This window comes from Pseudarthrobacter sp. SL88, assembly GCF_026672455.1.
Lineage (GTDB): Bacteria > Actinomycetota > Actinomycetes > Actinomycetales > Micrococcaceae > Arthrobacter.
This window is the reverse complement of record NZ_JAPPRD010000001.1, coordinates 669145-686036: the sequence shown is the minus strand read 5'-3', so window position 1 is coordinate 686036 and position 16892 is coordinate 669145. Positions and strand designations below refer to the sequence as shown.

The 16892-nt window shown below is 67.2% G+C and carries 17 protein-coding genes; 4 read left to right on the top strand and 13 right to left on the bottom strand.

From position 1 onward, the window contains the following. Positions 1-80 precede the first annotated feature (80 nt). The 7 genes from OVA06_RS03060 to OVA06_RS03030 all read right to left on the bottom strand — a co-directional run bounded on the left by OVA06_RS03060 (position 81) and on the right by OVA06_RS03030 (position 9362). Positions 81-2168 carry a LuxR C-terminal-related transcriptional regulator gene (locus OVA06_RS03060; protein WP_268156212.1) on the bottom strand — a complete coding sequence of 696 codons (2088 nt, stop codon included), beginning with the start codon at positions 2166-2168 and terminating at the stop codon, positions 81-83. A gap of 1 nt (position 2169) precedes the next feature. Continuing rightward, positions 2170-4245, bottom strand: a complete 2076-nt coding sequence (locus OVA06_RS03055) for an Hsp70 family protein (RefSeq protein WP_268156210.1) — start codon at positions 4243-4245, stop codon at positions 2170-2172. Positions 4246-4447: 202 nt separating this feature from the next. Beyond that, complete coding sequence (gene ccsB / locus OVA06_RS03050) at positions 4448-5530, bottom strand: c-type cytochrome biogenesis protein CcsB (protein ID WP_268156208.1); 1083 nt, start codon at positions 5528-5530, stop codon at positions 4448-4450. After that, on the bottom strand, positions 5530-7296 hold the full coding sequence (gene resB / locus OVA06_RS03045) for a cytochrome c biogenesis protein ResB (RefSeq protein ID WP_268156206.1): 1767 nt from the start codon (positions 7294-7296) through the stop codon (positions 5530-5532). Before resB ends, ccsB begins: the two co-directional genes overlap by 1 nt. Next, positions 7296-8051 (bottom strand): cytochrome c biogenesis CcdA family protein, encoded by a 756-nt coding sequence (locus OVA06_RS03040; protein ID WP_015938247.1) that lies wholly within the window; start codon positions 8049-8051, stop codon positions 7296-7298. Before OVA06_RS03040 ends, resB begins: the two co-directional genes overlap by 1 nt. Positions 8052-8066: 15 nt before the next feature. Next, the gene (locus OVA06_RS03035; protein ID WP_261620232.1) at positions 8067-8645 is read right to left on the bottom strand and encodes a TlpA family protein disulfide reductase; all 579 of its coding nucleotides are present in this window, start codon (positions 8643-8645) and stop codon (positions 8067-8069) included. Positions 8646-8681: 36 nt separating this feature from the next. Continuing rightward, a complete protein-coding gene (locus tag OVA06_RS03030; protein WP_261620221.1) occupies positions 8682-9362 on the bottom strand; it encodes a histidine phosphatase family protein in 681 nt (226 codons plus the stop codon). A gap of 202 nt (positions 9363-9564) precedes the next feature. Between OVA06_RS03030 and OVA06_RS03025 the strand changes: the two genes are divergently transcribed. The 3 genes from OVA06_RS03025 (at position 9565) to OVA06_RS03015 (ending at position 11744) form a co-directional block, all read left to right on the top strand. Continuing rightward, a complete protein-coding gene (locus OVA06_RS03025; protein WP_056076251.1) occupies positions 9565-10113 on the top strand; it encodes a YceI family protein in 549 nt (182 codons plus the stop codon). A 154-nt stretch (positions 10114-10267) separates the two neighbouring features. Continuing rightward, positions 10268-10732 (top strand): hypothetical protein, encoded by a 465-nt coding sequence (locus OVA06_RS03020; RefSeq protein ID WP_261620222.1) that lies wholly within the window; start codon positions 10268-10270, stop codon positions 10730-10732. Between the two features lie 112 nt (positions 10733-10844). After that, positions 10845-11744 carry a hypothetical protein gene (locus tag OVA06_RS03015; protein WP_268156202.1) on the top strand — a complete coding sequence of 300 codons (900 nt, stop codon included), beginning with the start codon at positions 10845-10847 and terminating at the stop codon, positions 11742-11744. A gap of 46 nt (positions 11745-11790) precedes the next feature. Here OVA06_RS03015 and OVA06_RS03010 read toward each other — a convergent pair whose 3' ends face one another. Further along, entirely contained in the window at positions 11791-12495 is a 705-nt protein-coding gene (locus OVA06_RS03010; protein ID WP_056076263.1) for a redox-sensing transcriptional repressor Rex, read from the bottom strand. Between the two features lie 90 nt (positions 12496-12585). Further along, a complete protein-coding gene (locus tag OVA06_RS03005) occupies positions 12586-12840 on the bottom strand; it encodes a glutaredoxin family protein (protein WP_056076266.1) in 255 nt (84 codons plus the stop codon). Between the two features lie 88 nt (positions 12841-12928). Between OVA06_RS03005 and OVA06_RS03000 the strand changes: the two genes are divergently transcribed. After that, positions 12929-13747: an HAD family hydrolase gene (locus OVA06_RS03000; protein ID WP_056076270.1), complete on the top strand. Its 819-nt coding sequence runs from the start codon at positions 12929-12931 to the stop codon at positions 13745-13747. A 78-nt stretch (positions 13748-13825) separates the two neighbouring features. Here the strand turns inward: OVA06_RS03000 and OVA06_RS02995 are convergent, their stop codons facing one another. The 4 genes from OVA06_RS02995 to OVA06_RS02980 all read right to left on the bottom strand — a co-directional run bounded on the left by OVA06_RS02995 (position 13826) and on the right by OVA06_RS02980 (position 16888). Further along, on the bottom strand, positions 13826-13924 hold the full coding sequence (locus OVA06_RS02995) for a 30S ribosomal protein bS22 (protein ID WP_003792170.1): 99 nt from the start codon (positions 13922-13924) through the stop codon (positions 13826-13828). Between the two features lie 192 nt (positions 13925-14116). Then, on the bottom strand, positions 14117-14329 hold the full coding sequence (locus tag OVA06_RS02990; RefSeq protein ID WP_268156199.1) for a helix-turn-helix domain-containing protein: 213 nt from the start codon (positions 14327-14329) through the stop codon (positions 14117-14119). Positions 14330-14511: 182 nt separating this feature from the next. Then, positions 14512-15615, bottom strand: a complete 1104-nt coding sequence (locus OVA06_RS02985) for a 3-deoxy-7-phosphoheptulonate synthase (protein WP_015938257.1) — start codon at positions 15613-15615, stop codon at positions 14512-14514. A 253-nt stretch (positions 15616-15868) separates the two neighbouring features. Next, on the bottom strand, positions 15869-16888 hold the full coding sequence (locus OVA06_RS02980) for an acetylxylan esterase (RefSeq protein ID WP_268156195.1): 1020 nt from the start codon (positions 16886-16888) through the stop codon (positions 15869-15871). Between the last annotated feature and the right edge of the window lie 4 nt (positions 16889-16892).

Sequence of the window (16892 nt, the reverse complement as noted above, 5' to 3'; positions counted from 1 at the left end):
CCGGGCATCGGGCCGGTTCCCCCTACCGGCCGGTGCACCGCCGGGGAACAGCGCTGCCGTCCGTTAGGGGCATTAGGGGTTTACTCCTGCGGGGGATTCTTGGCGGCCAGGGCGAGCCGCAGCCGGGCCAGGAGGTCCGACCGGTTCTCCGCCCCCAGCCGGCGCCGCATCCGGGCAATGTGGTGTTCGGCGGTGCGCGGAGAAATGTAGATGGCCTCGCCGATCTCGCGGTAGGTCTTGCCCTCAAGGACCAGCCGTGCCACCTCTTTTTCCCGCTCGCTCAGGCCCGAGCCGTCCGGGTGCAGGCCGTTGCCGGACTCGGCTGTGGCCGCTGCCCGCGGTTCGGCTGTTCCGGCGCTCCCGTTGCCGGGTGCGTTTCCCTGCGGGTGGAGGTCCCTGGCACAGGACAGCAGGCGCACCATGTCCTTGCGTTCCACAGCGCGCGCGGCCGCGTGGCCGGCGAGCCTGGCACCTTCCCAGGGCATGCCCATCCGGCCCAGGCCCCGTGCCGCCGCTTCCACATCGGCGGGCTGGAAAGAACCGGCAAGGACGGAAACCCAGGCTTTACCGGCGCCGGCCAGCACGGTGGCAAGGTGGCTGTTTCTGGCAGCCCGGGCCAGGGCCGTCGCATGGGGCGCAAGTGCGGCGGGGTTTTCGCTGAGGAGCGCAGCCTGCACCGCGGCCCAGTGGAACGGCACGGCCCACAGCGGCGGGCTTCCCAGCCGTTCGAGCAACTGGTTTGCCTCGTCGAAGTAGTGGGCGATCCGCCTGGTCTCCCGGAGCCGGGCAGCGGTGATTACCAGTTCACCCCACGGCAGCAGGCTGTAGAGGTCAACCGAGATGTGCAGCATCGCCTCACGGGCGCGTTCCCAGGCCAGCACCAGTTCCGCAATTTCGCCGTTGCGCCTGGCCAGCCCCACTTCCAGCGCAGCGCGCAGGAACTCGTCACGCGGAACGAGGGGCCAATGGTTGGCTTTGGACGCTTCGTTGACGGAGAGCCGTGCGTCCTCCAGTTTGTCCTGCTGCATGGCAGACCACGCCTGGAGCAGGAAGAGCCTCGGTTTTGCCGCGTTCCCGCCCTGCCCCGCAGCGGCGGCTGCCCGGCACACAGTCTCCGCCAGGTAGGGTTCCCCGCTGTGGAGGGCCAGGAGCGCGGCCAGGGCAGCAGGGGTGTCCGGCAGCGGCAGCGCAGAGCCGGCCGCATTCAGCATGTCTGAGGCGTGGATCAGGATGGGAAGGGCCTGTTGCGGAACGTCGGCGAGGGATTCCAGTATCCCCTTGCCCGTGCCGGCCAGCGCGGCTGCCAGCAGCGTAGGCGATTCCGGTGCGGAGTCGGCCCGGAACAGTGCATCCGCGTCGGCGCGGTTGCCGCAACCCACCATCGCGACTGCGGCCAGCGGCGCCGAGGACCCCAGCCTGGGAGCGCCCAGCCAGCTGTAGGCATCGGCACTCCGCGCCAGCATTCCCCTGTGCGCCCAGACCGCGGCCGCCACGTCCACCCCCCGGCGGACGTCAGGCGGGTCGACGCTCACCAATAGGGTGTCGATGATCCGGGTGGCCGAGTCCAGGTCGCCATTGGCGGCAGCCGCCTGGGCACGGCGGGCAGCGGTTGCGGTTTCGTCCGCTCCCGCCAGCAGGGCTTCGTCGTAGAGCCTGCAGGCCAGGGCCGGGTCGTGTTCGAGGGCCTTGTCCGCAGTATGTTCAAGTTCCGCGGCCACGCGCTGGTCAGCCAGGCCGCCGCGGGCAAACTCCCGGGCCAAGTCGCCCAGCGGCTGGCCGTCCGCGGCGTAGTGGGTGACCAGTTCACGCTGGAGTGCATGCACCTTGGACGTGGGCGCTGCCGCCAGCAAGGCGTTGGTGGCGGGCCCGGCTACCGTTCCGTCCGTCAACAATCCTGCCTGCTCGGCCTGGCCGATCAGCACATCAAGGCTTTCCACCTCTCCGGCGCCGATCCTGCGCTCCAGGTCTGCGGGGAGGGGTCCGGGCAGGACGAAGCCCACTGACAAGGCAAGGAGCAGTTCCCGGACGGCGGCGTTCTCACCTTTGAGTTGCCGGGCCATGGCCTCGGCAGCGTGGGGCGAGGGTTCCCCGTGGTTAAGTCCCGAATGGTTGAGCCGGGTGTCCAGGAGTTGCGCCGCATCCTGGGGCCGCGACTGGAAGCTTGCCATCCTAGGCCGCCGGATCCGTGATGGGAGGCTCGGCCCCGGGGGCAGGGGTAGGTGCGGGATCCGGAACAGGTGTGGGGTCCGGCACGGGAGCGCTGCTGGGTGCCGGTGTCTCGGGCGCAGGCGGGTTCGTCGTCGGGTCCGGCACCGGCGGATTCGTGGTGGGATCCGGCGCCGGCGGGTTGGTCGTCGGGTCCGGCAACGGCGGATTCGTGGTCGGATCCGGCAGCGGCGGATTCGTCGTCGGACCGGGGACGGGCACCACGGTGGCGGGGTCGGTGGGAACAGGTGCCGGCGTACCCGGGGCCGGATCCACTGTCCCGGCTCCCGGGGTGGGCGTCACGGCAGGAACCGTGCCGGTTCCGGAGCCGGTTCCGGAGCCCGTGCCGCCTCCCGTGGTCCCGGGTACAGTGCCTGTTCCCGCGGCCGGGGCCGGTCCGCCCGCTGCAGGACCCGGCGAGCCGTCCGGAGCCTTGGTAGCCGCTGCGGATGGCTTGCTGGTTGGTGAGGCCTCAACGTTCAGGCCGGGACCGGCGTCGGACTTCCTTTTCTGTACGCCGGCGTCGATGCCTGCCAGCGGCTGGGCGTCACCGGCAGCGCCCGCGGCCGCGGCACCTCCGCCACCGGTCACCGATCCGGTCCCGCCCGCCTGGGCCGGCGGGCCGCTGTCGGCGCCGGCCTGGGGAACAAACACCGATGTGAGGTCGCTGAAGCCGCCCGGGCTCTGGGCAGCGGTGGCGGACAGCACGGTGAACAGGGCGGCCGCAGCCGCGATGGCGGTGAGCCGCACCGTCGGCTTCGGCGCGTGCGCCCCGCCGTGGCTGTGGCCCGGGCCGTGCCCCAGCGCTGCAAAGGCGCCGGCCGCCGTCGTACCCTTCCGGGACCAGCTGGCCAGCCGCGCGGGAACGTGTCCACCGGTGTCCAGCGGCTCGTCGCCGGACGCCGGTGCCGGCAGCTGCGCGTCCTCAGAAGCAGGAGCCGCGGCACGCTCCGCGGCCCCACGGGAAAGCACAGCTGATACCGCTGCACCAAGGCAGATGGACGATTTGGGATCGGCGTCCACGGCGATGGGGCGGTCCAGCTGCTCGGAGATGAGCTCCGCCACGAGTGGGATCCGCGATGAACCGCCGATCAGCAGGACGGCGGTCAGGTCCGCCGGAGCCAGCTTCAATTGCGCGAGCGATTCCTCCAGCGCATCCACTGTTTCCCGGACGGGTTCCTCGATCAGGGCTTCGAACTCGGACCGGACCAGGCGTACCTGCTGCTGGTAGCCCGGCAGCAACACCGGGATGGTGGTCTCGCTGTCCGATGAAAGCGCTTCCTTGGCCTCCACGCATTCGCGCCGCAGCCTGGACAGGGCGGCCAGGACGTCCGGGTCCGCAGGGTCCAGGTCCGCCAGGGCTCCCCCGGTGTGTTCGGCGACGTAACGGAACACGGCGGCGTCGAAGTCCGCGCCGCCGAGGTCGTCAATGCCCTCCGGGCGCCCCACTGCTGCAAACCGGTCATCGCCCGCCTTGGTCAGCACGGCGGTATCGAACGTGCCGCCGCCGAGGTCATAGACGGCGATGGTGCTGCCTTCCTCAACCCGCACCTGGGACGCGTAGTGCAGCGCCGCGGCCTCCGGTTCGGCCAGGAGCGTCACATTATGCAGGCCCTTGACCGCCAGCGCTTCCAGGACCGCGGAGGTGCGGTGGCTGCCCCACGCTGCCGGGTGGGTGAGGATGATGTCCGACGGCGCTGCCCCCTCGCGCTCGGCCGCCCGGTCCGCCACCCAGCGGGCAACGGTGGCGAAGACCTCTTCGGGGCGGACGGACAGGGTGCCAAGGGCAATGGGCACGGCATCGCCGATGCGGCGTTTGAACTCCCGCACAACGCGTTCCGGCGTTGCGAGCCCGCGGCGCTCAGCTGCCTCCCCCACCAGGACGGGGCCCTGCTCGGGGTAGTACACCACGGAGGGCACTGCGGTGCCCCGAAGGCCCAGCGGCAGGCACTCCGGGACGGGTGGAACTCCCTGGTTGAAACGGACAACCGCGGCTGCGGTGAAACTGGTCCCGACGTCTACGGCGAGAACGTAGGTCATTGCTACCTCGGAAAACTGGTGTTTCGCCAGCAAGCTTCATCACAGGCGAACGTCACCAAAGTAGCATCACCAACAGGACCCGGAACAGCCCTGTTGCTACATCGAATGGTTATTTACCGGGGATGCCCCCCGGCGTTTCAGCGGGACCCCGAACAAAAGCCCTGTTCAGGGCCGCAAGAGCCAGGCGTGGCCCCTACGGGTGTCAGAGGCCCGAGTAGGAGTGCAGGCCGTTGAAGAACTGGTTCACGATGGTGAAGTTGAAGACCACGCACAGGTAGCCCACGATCGACAGCCAGGCCGCGCGCGTTCCTGTCCAGCCCCTGGTGGCGCGGGCGTGCAGGTAGCCGGCGTACACCACCCAGATGACGAAGGTCCAGACTTCTTTGGTGTCCCAGCCCCAGAACCGGCCCCACGCCTTCTCGGCCCAGATGGCACCGAACATGAGTGTGAAGGTCCAGCCGATGAAGGCGATGGCGTTGATCCGGTAGGACAGGTTTTCCAGGCTCAGGGCTGACGGAACCAGGCGCATGAAGCCCAGTTTGTCCTCGCCCCCGGCGGCCACGGTCTTCTGCCGGTGCGACTGGACCAGCTGCAGCGCGGACATGGCGAAGGTGAGGGTGAACAGGGCCGAGGACAGCACGGCGATGGAGACGTGGATGATCAGCCAGTAGCTCTGCAGTGCCGGTACCAGGTGGCCCACCGGGGTCCAGTACGCCACCGAAGCGGCCACCAGCATGATGATGGCCAGGCCCACCACGAAGGTGCCCAGGAAGCGGAGGTCGCGGCGGATCAGGACCAGCAGGAACACGGCAATGGCCACGAAAGCGCCCGTGGTGAGGAACTCGTACATGTTGCCCCACGGCACGCGTCCGGCTCCCAGTGCCCGGGTGACCACGCCGGCGCCATGGATCAGGGCGCCCAGCACGGTGAGGGCCACAGCAACGCGGGCGGGGGCGCGCCTGGCCGCGGAGTATTTCATGTCGGCGCCGGCGGTGACGATGCCGCCGCCCACCGGGGTGCCAGATGCCGCGGACGACGACGGACGCTCGGCCCGGCCGGCCGGCCCGCCAACGCTGGACTCGGCACGGTTGCCGGCGCCGACAGCGGCGGGAATCTTGGCCGGTTCCACGGCCTGTGCGGCCTTGAGGTCGATGGCCTGGAGTGCCCGGCTGCTCTTGGCCAGGTCCCAGGCGAAGGCAATGAAGGCTACGGTGTACGTGCCCGCCGCCAGCAGCATGAAGAGCTCGCTGTACTGGCCCATGGTTTCGTTGATTCCAAACGGCATTACTGGTCCTTTTCGGGCCCTGCGGGGCTTGCTGGGGTGGGGGTGCCTGCGCCATTATCGCCGAGGCTGCTGGGAGTTTGCTGGGACTGCGTGGAATCTTCCTGCCGGTCGCCGTCCTGCTGCGGATCGGCCGCGAGGCCCCATTCCTGGGCCAGCAGGGTGCGTATGGCTGCAGCTTCCCCGGCCAGGCGGTGGTCCTCGCCGCGGGCCAGGAGGCCGTACTCCACCATGGTCCGGCCGTCGTCGTGCGTGCCGGTGCGCACCCAGGCGCGGCGCCGGTTGACGTACAGGGAGAGGATCAGGCCGGCCACTGCCAGGAGCGCGAAGATCAGGGCGTACAGCTGGCCGGGGTTGTGGTGGATGTCCACGCCGACGTACCGCTTGACGCCGTCGAAGCTGATGGAGCCCTTGCCGTCCGGCAGCGTGTAGGTGGCGCCGGGTGACAGGGTGATGCCGCCGGCGTCGAGGTTGCGGGCGTTCAGCGGCGTGAGGTCCTTGACGTCGATCTCGAAGACGTTCTGCGGCGCACCGTTGTCGAGTCCGAGGTCGCCGTAGTAGGAGTTCAGAGTCAATGTCGGGTTGTAGAGAGCGGGGTCTGCGCTGAAGGAAACGCCCGCATCGGTGCGTACTTCCGTCGGCAGGAAGAAGCCCTGGAATCCTAGCTGGTCCGGCTTGGCGTCGGGGACCTTGATGACCACCGAGGAGTAGTAGTTGTCACCCTGCAGCTTGGCCACCACCGGGCCCTGCATGGCCACGTTGCCGTCGCCGTCGCGGATGGTCACCACCGGGGCGTAGCCGTTACCGGTCAGGTAGATACTGGTGCCGCCCAGGGTGATGGGGTCATTGACCTTCAGTGTCTCCTTCTTGGCGGGCGCGTCAGGGTTTTCCTTGGTGGTGACGGCTGCCGAGAAGTCGATGGGCTGGCCGATCTTGCCCTGCGATTCGCGGTCAAAGGTGATGTCGAACTTGTCCAGCTGCACCGAGTAGGGCTGCAGCTGGCTGGACTGGAAGTTGGTGCCCGGCGTGAACTGGTCATAGCCCACCAGGGTGTTCACGAAGGTATCGCCCTCCACCAGGATCCGCTGGCCGCTGTAGCCAAACAGGCCGCCGATGGCCACGGACACCAGGACTCCGATCAGGGAGGTGTGGAAAATCAGGTTTCCCACTTCTTTGGAGAGGCCGCGTTCTGCGCCCAAAGACGGCCGCGCGCCGTCGTAGTCCCTCACCTCAACGCGGTAGCCGCGCTTCCGAAGCAGCCCCGCGGCGCCGTGGATGGCGTCCGACGCCGGGATCCCGGCGTCGGCGGGAATGACCAGCGTGCCGTACTCGGGGAGGCGGGAGAGCCGCTTGGGCGTCCGGGGCGGCTGGGAGCGCATGGCCTTGTAGTGGGCGATGGCGCGGGGCACCACGCAGCCGATCAGGGAGACGAAGAGCAGCAGGTAGATGGCGGAGAACCACACCGAGGAATAGACGTCGAACAGCTGCAGGGCATCCAGCAGTTTGCCGTAGTCCGGGTTGTTACTGATGTAGTCCGTAACCTTCGAGGGGTTGGCCGGGCGCTGCGGAAACAGCGATCCCGGAACCGCGGCCACGGCCAGGAGCAGCAGCAGGAACAGCGCGGTGCGCATACTGGTCAGCTGGGTCCAGGCGAACCGCAGCATCTCCTTGGCGCCCAACGCGGGCAGCGCGGCGTCGGCCTTTGCCGCTGACACCTTGTCCGCATCCGGGGCGGGGGACTTCTTCTTTACGTTCACACGCTCGCTCATCAGATCGGCAACTTCACATCGGTTTGGAACCAGTACTGCAGCTCGGTCACCCAGGTCCCCCAGACGCCGGTGGCCATCAGCACACCCAACACCACCAGGATGCCTCCGCCGGTCCGCTGGATGGCGAGCCGGTGCTTGCGGAAAAATGCCATGACACCCATGCCGCGGCGTACGGCAAGCGCGATCAGCAGGAACGGGATGCCCAGGCCAAGGCTGTAGACGAACGCCAGGAAGGCGCCCTTCGCTGCTGACGAGCCGCCGGAAAGGCTGAGCAGCTGGACAGCGGAGTAGGTGGGTCCAATACACGGTGCCCAGCCCAGGCCGAAGGTCAGGCCCAGCAGCGGCGCACCCCACAGGCCGGCGGGCGGCTTGGCGTGGATCTTGGCGTCACGCTGCAACCAGCCCAGGCCACCCATGAAGACCACTCCCATGATGATGACCAGCACGCCGAGCACCTGTGTGATCCAGGCGTTCTGGGAGCCGGTGATCAGGGTGCCCAGCTGCCCGAAGGCCCCGCCCAGCAGGACGAAGATCACGGAGAAACCCAGCACGAACAGCCCGATGCCCAGGAACATCCGGCCCCGCCGCTGCTTCTGCAGGTCCACGCCGCTGAGCCCGGTGACGTAGCCCAGGTAGCCCGGGACAAGGGGCAGCACGCAGGGAGAGAGGAACGAGACCAGGCCGGCCAGCAGCGCCACGGGGATGGCGAGCAGGATCGATCCGTTCAGGATGGTTTCGGCGAAGGGGCTGTTCACGGGAACGCGCCGCCGCTACTCAGCCACGGCGGCGGTGATCAGGGCTTTCAGGGTGCCCTTCTGGATTTCTCCGAGGACGCGGGAAGCCACGCGGCCCTGCTTGTCCAGGACAAGGGTGGTGGGGACCGCGCCGGGAGGAACCAGCCCGGACACGGACAGCAGCACGCCGCCGTCCTTGTCGTCGAAGCTGGGGTAGGTGAGGTTGAACGTCTTATCGAACGCTTCCGCGGTTGCCTTCTCGTCGCGGAGGTTGACGCCGTAGAACTGCACGCCCTGGTCCTTGAACTCCTGGTGGAGCTCCTCGAGGATGGGCGCTTCCACCCGGCACGGGGCGCACGCGGCGAACCAGAAGTTCAGGATGGTCACCTTGCCCTGGAAGTCTGCCGGGGTCACCGTGGTGCCATTGAAGAGGGTGCCGTTGACCTGGATGGCGTCCTTGCGGTCCGCTACGGCGAACTCGGTGACGGAGCCGTCGCCCGCCACATAGTTCTTGTTGTCCCCGGCCCTGGCCTGCTTCGCCAGGGCGTCTTCCTGGGCGCAGCCCGATAGTCCCATGGTGAGCGCGGTTAGGGCGAGGCCGCCGGCAGCCAGCACGCTCCGGCGCGGGGTCAGGTTGTTGTGGGTCACTGCTTAGGCTCCAGGGGTGCTGGCGGCACCGGGAAGAAGGGACGCCGCCGGTTCGCTGTACTGGACGCGCAGGAGGCTGCCGTCGTCGTCGAACACCAGGGACGTGATGGAGGTGAGGGTGCATTCGCGTTTCCGCGGGTCATGCCAGAGTGGTTTGCCCTCCGCGCTGAGGCGGGTGGCCCAGATGGGGAGCTGGTGGCTGACCATGATGGCTTCGGGGCCGTTGGTGCCGTAGTCACCGCCGGCGAAATCGATGGCGCGCAGGCGTGCTTCCTGGACCGCCGCCATGACGCGGGATGCCTGCTGCTTGTACGGCTCGCCCCAGGAGGGCCGCAGCGGGTTGACCAGCCGCGGCCAGTGCTTCGGCCGGCGCAGTTCGGCCTTGGTGACCTTCATGCCCTCGAAGTAGTTTTCGGCTTCGATGATGCGTGCGTCGGTGTGGATCTGCAGGCGCAATGCTTCTGCCGTGGGGGCTGCCGTTTCCTGGGCCCGGTCCAGCGGAGAGGCAGCAAGATAGGTGATCCTGGCGCCGGCTTCCGCCTGTTCCCGGAAGTGCCCGGCAAGCATGCGGGCCATCTCCCGCCCCAGTTCGGAGAGGTGGAATTCGGGCAGCCGTCCGTACAGAACGCCGTCGGGATTATGGACCTCGCCGTGGCGGAGCAGATGGACAGTGGCTTGGGGCATGTTTACCAGTTTCTCAAAGATGGCCTGCGATCCGAAATCTTCTACAAAGAGTAGAACTGAAGTTTTTGAAGAAATGTTCCGCTGACGGGAACAAAAGATGCAAATGCATGTTTATACTGGATGCAGCAAGTTAGTTGAGACTTCAACCGATGAAGCTTCAACAGCAGAATCCCGCAGGCACGCAGACACTAGGAGCAACACCATGGCACTTCCCGCAGACGTCACCACCGGCACCTGGACCCTCGACAACTCCCACAGCGAGATCGGCTTCACTGTCCGGCACGCCGGCATCAGCAAGGTGCGCGGGCAGTTCACCGACGCCAACGCCACGCTCGAGCTCGCCGAGGACGTAGCCCAGTCCAAGATCGCCGCCACCATCAACACCGCCAGCTTCGACTCCGGCGACGCCAACCGCGACGGCCACGTCAAGGGCGAGGACTTCTTCGACGTGGAGAAGTTCCCGGAAATGTCCTTCGTGTCCAACGGCCTGGTGGCCAAGGGCAACAGCTACGAACTGACCGGCGACCTCACCATCAAGGGTGTCACCCGCCCCGTGACCCTCGAAACCGAGTTCAACGGCGTGGCGGTTGATCCCTTCGGCAACACCCGCGCCGGCGTCTCCGCAGAGACCACCATCAGCCGCAAGGACTTCGGCCTGACCTGGAACGCCGTCCTGGAGACCGGCGGCGTGCTGGTCAGCGACAAGGTTGCCATCAACCTGGAACTCGCGTTCATCGCCCCCGCCGCGTAAGCAGCGAATCCTTCGGGCGAAACCCCGGCGCCGCCCTCAGGGCGGGCCGGGGTTTCCCGTTTAAGCAGGACCCCTTGCGCAGTTCCCGGCCCAGCCCTGCGGCACGGGAGCGTGAGGCCCGGCCAGGCACGACGACGGCGCTACAGTGAACGCCATGAGCAACTCCCCCAGCGCTCCCCGCAGCGGGGCTGCCGCGATGTTTTCCCTCGCCGGGCTGCCCCTTGAACTGAAGGTCTCCTTCTGGATCTGGTTTGTGGGCGGAGTCCTGTCCCTGCTGGGAGGCCTGCTGGGAATGCTGGCTTCGCTGGTCCTGTTCGCCGCGGCACCGGCGGCTGCCATGGGCGTGGTGGTGCTGATGCTGCTGGCCGCCGCGGTGGGGGCGGCCCAGATGGTCTTCGCCCTCAAGATGAAGGCAGGGCGGTCCTGGGCGCGGGTGGCCCTCACTGTGCTGGCGGCCATCACCCTTGGCCTCGCCGTGGTGAATGGCTCCGCCGGCACCGGCCAGGCCGGGAACTGGGTGGCGTTCGTGGTGGCGCTGGCTGCAACCGTCCTGATGTGGTTGCCGAAGGCGCAGGCCTGGTTCCGCGGAAGTCCGCGCCGGAATACCTCTTCCGAATGACCCCCAAGGGCGGCGGCCGGGGGTACGGTGGTCTTAAGTCATGCTGGGGGTAGGGGCACTGGACCGATCCTCGGCAACCCACCTGTAAGCCGACATGAATAGAGGACCGCTCATGAGCACTCCCCCCGTCCCGCCGCCGGGATCCAACGATCCCCACTCCGGCAGTTCAAACACCGGCAGCTCGAACACCAACGGCGATGCCGGCAACCAGCCGCCGCGCTTTGGCGAAAACGCCCCGCAGTATGGCCAAAACGCACCACAGTACGGACAAAACGCGCCGCAGCAGGGCCAGGACCAGCCGCAGTACGGCCAGAACGCTCCGCAGTACGGGCAAAACGCGCCGCAGCAGGGCCAGCAGTTCGGTTCGCAGCCACCGGCTGCCCCGCAGTACGGGCAGAAGGCACCCCAGCAGGGCCAGCAGTACGGCCAGGGCTACGGACAGCAGTTCGGCCAGAACGCTCCAGGTAACGGTCAGCAGTTCGGCCAGTCGCCGTACGGCCAGTCCCCCTACCCTTCTGAGCAGCCCCAGCCGGCCGGCAGCAACGGGGTTCCCCAGCTGGTCAACATTTCCTTCTGGCTCCTGCTCGCGGCCGCAGCCATTTTCGTGATTTCCATGCTGACGGGCCTCGGCCAGCTTAACGACCCCGTGTTCCGCCAGACATTCGAGGACCAGATGGAGTCGAGCGGCGCCACCGGCGTGACATACGACGACGTCCAGGGCTTCATTGGCGGAACCCTGGTGGTATTCGCCATCCTGGGCGCCGGCCTGTACTTCCTGGTGGCCTTCTTTGTCCGCAAGGGCAAGAACTGGGCACGCATCCTGGGAACGGTCTTCGCGGGCCTGTCGGTCTTCGGGCTGTTTGGTATCCCCACCTTCGGTACGCTCGGCACCGTCCTGGGCATCGCGGCCATTGTGCTGCTGTACCTGCCGGCCGCTGCGCCGTACTTCCGGAAGCAGCAGCCCTTCGCCAACCCTTACGGTGGCGGTTTCGGCAGCCCGTACGGCCGCTGACCCTTAGCTCCACTCCCGCGGGCGCGGGTTCCGGACCTGCCGGTTTTCAGGCAGTCTGCTCCGGGGCCTGCGCCCGTTGTGCGTGGTAGGCAAGGATCTGAAGCTCGGTGGCCATGTCCACCTTGCGCAGGTTGACGCCCTCGGGGACCTGCAGCATCACAGGGGCGAAGCTCAGGACGCTCCGCACGCCGGCCGCCACGACCCGGTCGCAGACCCCCTGGGCTACGGATGCCGGCAACGCCAGCACCACCATGTTGGCCCCGGTCCGGTGCAACACCGCTTCCAGGTCCGCGACATCGCTGACCCGCAGCCACCCCACTTCGTTTCCCACCACCATCTGGTCGGCGTCGAAGATGGCCACCACGTCGAATCCCCTGGACTCGAACCCGCCATACCGGGCCAGGGCCTTGCCCAGGTTGCCGGCGCCCACAATGGCGACCTTCCAGTCGTGCGTCAGGCCCAGTGCGGCTGCGATATGGCGGCTCAGGTACTGGACTTCGTAGCCCACCCCGCGGGTGCCGTAGGAACCTACATGCGAAAGGTCCTTGCGGAGCGTGGAGGAACTCACGCCGGAGGCTTCGGCCAGTGATTCGGAGGACACCCGCTCGATGCCGTCGGCCAGGAGCGTGTTGAGGGCGCGGAGGTAGATCGTCAGCCGTGCCACCGCTGCGGGCGGAATCTGCTTGGCCGGCGTACCCGTGGCGTCCGGCAGGTCCGGGACGGCCTGGGGAGTTGAGTCCAGCGAAGTCACCAGCCCCTCCCTTGCATCGCGTTGTGCCTCCACTCTAGAGCCCCATCGCCGGTGCCAACAAAGCAGGTACCGTCACGTCGGACCGCGCCCCTACTGCGCCATGGCCCGTTGCAGGACGCGTTCCAGCCGGGCTTCGTCGATCTTCCAGAAGTCGCGCTGCACGCCGTCCACGAGGACCACGGGGATTTCCTCCGCATAGCGTTCGCGCAGTTCCGGTTGGTTGTCCACCAACTCTTCGCTCCACTTAAGGCCCAGTGCGGCAGTGACCCGGCCGACGGCGTCGCGCGCGTCTTCGCACAGGTGGCAGTTCGCTTTGGTGACCAGGACAACATGGGGTGTGGGCATGCTTTAACGGTAGCGCCGTTGAAGCACGCCCACACCCCGCCCGGCACGCCGACCGCGGCCGCCCGGTGGATTGACTAGACTCAAGTCCATGCCCGAGGAGAAATACGTCGCCGTTGTGACCCGGCCGGTCGCTGCGCCGCAGCCGGGCGAGGCGGCGTTTTTCGATGTGGACAACACCCTCATGCGCGGCGCCAGCCTGTTCCACGTGGCCCGGAAGATGCACCAGCGGGGGGCATTCACGCTGGCGGAGGCAGCCGGCTTCGCCTGGAAGCAGTTCAAGTTCGTGGCCCGCGGCGAGAACATCGACGACGTCCACGCTGTCCGTGATTCAGCGCTCACCCTCGCTGCCGGCATCGCAGTGGAGGACATCAAGGCGCTGGGCGAAGAGGTCTACGACGAGATGATCGCCTCGCGGATCTGGCCCGGGGCCAAGGCGCTGGCCGAACAGCACCTCAGGGTGGGCCGCCGCGTCTGGCTGGTCACCGCCACCCCCATTGAAGTTGCGACAGTCATCTCCACCCGGCTGGGCCTGACCGGGGCGCTGGGAACGGTGGGCGAGGTCTCGGACGGGATGTACACCGGCAGGCTGGTGGGAGACATCCTGCACGGCTCTGCCAAAGCGGTGGCGGTGCAGGGCATCGCTGACGAGGAGGACCTGGACCTCAAGCGCTGCTGGGCCTACAGCGACTCCTACAACGACATCCCGCTGCTGTCCCTGGTGGGCCATCCGGTAGCCATCAATCCGGACGCCAAGCTGCGCCGCCACGCGCGCGACAACAACTGGCCGGTGTACGACTTCCGCGCCGGCCGCCGGGCTGCGACGTTCGGCCTCAAGGCTGCAACCATGGGCGGCGCCGTGTACGGCCTCTGGAAGGGCTTCGCAAGGATCCGCGGCCCCCGGGCCTAACCCGGCGCTTCTGAGGGCAAAAGAAAATGCCCGCCACCTTGGAAGGCGGCGGGCATTTCCACGCTGTTCGAAGTATCTCTACTTCTTATTGCGGCGCTGGTGACGGGTCTTGCGAAGCAGCTTGCGGTGCTTCTTCTTGGCCATACGCTTGCGACGCTTCTTGATAACTGAACCCACGAAAGTTCCTTACAAACTAGATGCAGTACCTGTCTGATGGAAATGGTCCGCGGACAAAGCTACGAACTGAACAACTGACAGATTCTTACAATGACGTAAAACGTTCCTTAACAGCGTACCGCTTCCGGGGGGCGGCATCTAACCGCCGCCGCGGACAACCGGCACAAGTACCGGATTTACGGCGCAACCGGCTCAGGCGGTGCCTGCTTGCCCGTCCACCACGGCGCCCCTGAGGTACTGGTCCACCGCAGTCTCGGGCACGCGGTAGGAGCGTCCAAAGCGGACTGCCGGCATTTCACCGGAGTGGACCAGGCGGTAGACGGTCATTTTGGAGACGCGCATGACCTGGGCAACTTCTGCCACGGTCAGGAACTTCGCGTTCGAGAAGTTCTGTTCTGCGGACATTTCCCTATTTTCCTTTGCTGACGGATGGACACAGTGGACCCCCGGGTCGTACCAAATGCGGTGTTCCGATGCTGAGCCATCCACCAACCACCTATCCAGATACTCTAGATGTTCCTGTGGCAGAAGTGAAAGTAGTGGGGTCCCCCTATTTGCCCGGCGCCCCACCCCTCCCGTTGGCCCCGTCAGCCCCTGCGCTTGCGGGCTGAGGCGGCCAGCTGCTCCAGCACCGACGCCGAGACGTCCCACTCCATGCACGCATCGGTGACGCTCTGCCCGTAGACCAGCTCGTCCCGGCCCGCAGCGTGCTCCACGACATCCAGGTTCTGGGCGCCTCCCACCAGGAAGCTTTCGAGCATGACGCCGGCGATCGCCTGTGCGGCGGGGCCACCCTCTTCGAGCTGCGCACCGATTTCCAGGGCAACCTCCGCCTGCCGGTGGTGGCTCTTGCCGCTGTTGGCGTGGCTGGCGTCCACGATCAGGCGCGGGTTCAGTCCCTTGCCTGCCAGGGTGGCGGAGGCGGCTTCGACGTCTGCCGTCGAGTAGTTGGGGCCCTTCCGTCCGCCGCGGAGGATGACGTGCGTGTCCGGGTTGCCTGCGGTGGCCACCAGCGCGGCCCGGCCATCACCGTCGATCCCCAGGAACGCCTGGGCTGCCGCAGCGGCGCCGCAGGCGTCGATGGCAACCTGCAGGCCGCCGTCGGTCCCGTTCTTGAAGCCGATCGGCATGGACAGGCCGGACGCCAGCTGGCGGTGGATCTGGCTCTCGGTGGTGCGGGCCCCGATGGCGCCCCAGGAAATAAGGTCGGCCATGTACTGCGGGCTGATCGGTTCGAGGAACTCGGTGGCGGTGGGCAGTCCCAGGGCGGTGACCTGCTGGAGGAAGTGGCGTGCGGTCCGCAGGCCGGTGACCATGTCGTGGCTGCCGTCCAGCCGCGGATCGTTGATCAGGCCCTTCCAGCCCACGGTGGTGCGCGGCTTCTCGAAGTACGTCCGCATGACGATCAGGAGGTCTTCCTTGTGCTTTTCAGCCTGGCTGACCAGCCGGCGGGCGTATTCCAGCCCGGCCTTGGGGTCGTGGATGGAGCACGGGCCCACGATCACCAGCAGGCGGTCGTCCACGCCGTCCATGATGGCGCGGACTTCATCGCGGCCGCGTTCGACGACGGCGGCCGCCTGTGCGTCGAGGGGCAGGTCCGCGATCAGTTCGGAAGGGGTGGGCAGCGGGGTGAATTCGCTGACGCGCAGGTTCGAGGTGGATTGTGCTGCTGCTGCTGTTGCGGTGCTCATGTTCGGGTCCTGTTCCAGATGGGAAGCGGGCCCGGATTTCAGAACCCGCCGGAGAAACGGCGAAGGGCAGAGAATAATCTCTGCCCTGTTGGCTCTGAAGGAAAGTTGGATGCGTGTCAGTTAGACGCGGGCCCCTCCAGAGCCAACGAAAAATACGCATACCAACGGTTAGTCATGGGAAGACCATAGGCTCACGCCAGCCGAACCGCCAAATCAGCCCCGTCATATGGCGTCCCGGGCTTGCCCGGGACGCCTACCCCAAGATCTTGCGCAGGAACAACAGCTGCCTGATCCACTGGTGCTCCTGGCCACCTTCGTGGTTGTTGAACCGGTAGACCTCGATCTCCTTGGCCGCTCCGGTACCGGAAGAACCGGCATCTCCCCCGCCATAGGCGTTGAAGCTGGCGAAGACCGTGGACGGCGGGCAGACGTCATCCATTTGCGCCACCGAGTAGAGCGCCGGCACCGTTGCCCAGCGGGCCAGGTTGACGCCGTCGAAATACCGCAGGACCTCGAGGATGGAATCGTAGCGGTCGCGGTGGCGGCCAAGGAACTGGGCGATTTCAGGGTAGGGGCCGCGGGGTGTGATGTCGATGGCGCGCGGAAAGTCCTGCAGGAAGGGGACGTCGGGCAGCGCGGCGATGACGCCGTCGAGCCTTCCGGCCGCGAGGCCTGCCGTGGCCACCACAATGCCGCCGCCCTGGCTGACGCCCGCCAGCACCACCTTGGTGGGGTCGACGCCGGGATGGGACTGGGCGGCTTCCACGGCCCGGAAGGCGTCCACGTAGACACGCCGGTAGTAGTAGCCCTCCCTGCTTCCGGCGCCCCGGGTCATCAGGCCCGCGTGGGCTACGTCCCCGGCGGAAGGGTGCGGGTCCGGAGTGTCGCCGATGAGGCCACCGTAACCCTGTCCCCGGGTGTCCATGATGAAGTGCGCATAGCCCGCCTGGGCCCACCGGGTGTCCTGGTTGACCAGGCCGCGGCCACCGGAGTAGCCGGCGTACTGGACCACTACGGGCAGGCGTGCACCCGGTTCGCGGTTGGCCGGCAGATGCAGCCAGCCTTTGATCGGGGCCCCGCCATAACCGGCAAACGTGGCGTCGAACGTGTCGATGAGTGTGAGGTAGTTCTCGACAGGTTCGAAGGCGGCCTCCAGCGGGAAGGCCCGCGCCTCTTCGATGGTCGTGTCCCAAAACGTTGCAAGGTCGTTGGGCGGTGTCACGTCGGAGGTGTAGCCGCGGAGCTGGGCCAGGGGAAGGTCAAAGAGGGGCATGGCT

What these genes read in the sequence shown, in the direction of transcription:
- OVA06_RS03015 (WP_268156202.1), top strand. Translation starts at nt 10,845, where the DNA reads ATGAGCACTCCCCCCGTCCCGCCGCCGGGATCCAACGATCCCCACTCC.
- OVA06_RS03005 (WP_056076266.1), bottom strand. Translation starts at nt 12,840, where the DNA reads ATGCCCACACCCCATGTTGTCCTGGTCACCAAAGCGAACTGCCACCTG.
- OVA06_RS03030 (WP_261620221.1), bottom strand. Translation starts at nt 9,362, where the DNA reads ATGCCCCAAGCCACTGTCCATCTGCTCCGCCACGGCGAGGTCCATAAT.
- OVA06_RS03025 (WP_056076251.1), top strand. Translation starts at nt 9,565, where the DNA reads ATGGCACTTCCCGCAGACGTCACCACCGGCACCTGGACCCTCGACAAC.
- OVA06_RS02980 (WP_268156195.1), bottom strand. Translation starts at nt 16,888, where the DNA reads ATGCCCCTCTTTGACCTTCCCCTGGCCCAGCTCCGCGGCTACACCTCC.
- OVA06_RS02990 (WP_268156199.1), bottom strand. Translation starts at nt 14,329, where the DNA reads ATGTCCGCAGAACAGAACTTCTCGAACGCGAAGTTCCTGACCGTGGCA.
- OVA06_RS03055 (WP_268156210.1), bottom strand. Translation starts at nt 4,245, where the DNA reads ATGACCTACGTTCTCGCCGTAGACGTCGGGACCAGTTTCACCGCAGCC.
- OVA06_RS02985 (WP_015938257.1), bottom strand. Translation starts at nt 15,615, where the DNA reads ATGAGCACCGCAACAGCAGCAGCAGCACAATCCACCTCGAACCTGCGC.
- resB (WP_268156206.1), bottom strand. Translation starts at nt 7,296, where the DNA reads ATGAGCGAGCGTGTGAACGTAAAGAAGAAGTCCCCCGCCCCGGATGCG.
- OVA06_RS03020 (WP_261620222.1), top strand. Translation starts at nt 10,268, where the DNA reads ATGAGCAACTCCCCCAGCGCTCCCCGCAGCGGGGCTGCCGCGATGTTT.
- OVA06_RS03000 (WP_056076270.1), top strand. Translation starts at nt 12,929, where the DNA reads ATGCCCGAGGAGAAATACGTCGCCGTTGTGACCCGGCCGGTCGCTGCG.
- OVA06_RS03060 (WP_268156212.1), bottom strand. Translation starts at nt 2,168, where the DNA reads ATGGCAAGCTTCCAGTCGCGGCCCCAGGATGCGGCGCAACTCCTGGAC.
- ccsB (WP_268156208.1), bottom strand. Translation starts at nt 5,530, where the DNA reads ATGCCGTTTGGAATCAACGAAACCATGGGCCAGTACAGCGAGCTCTTC.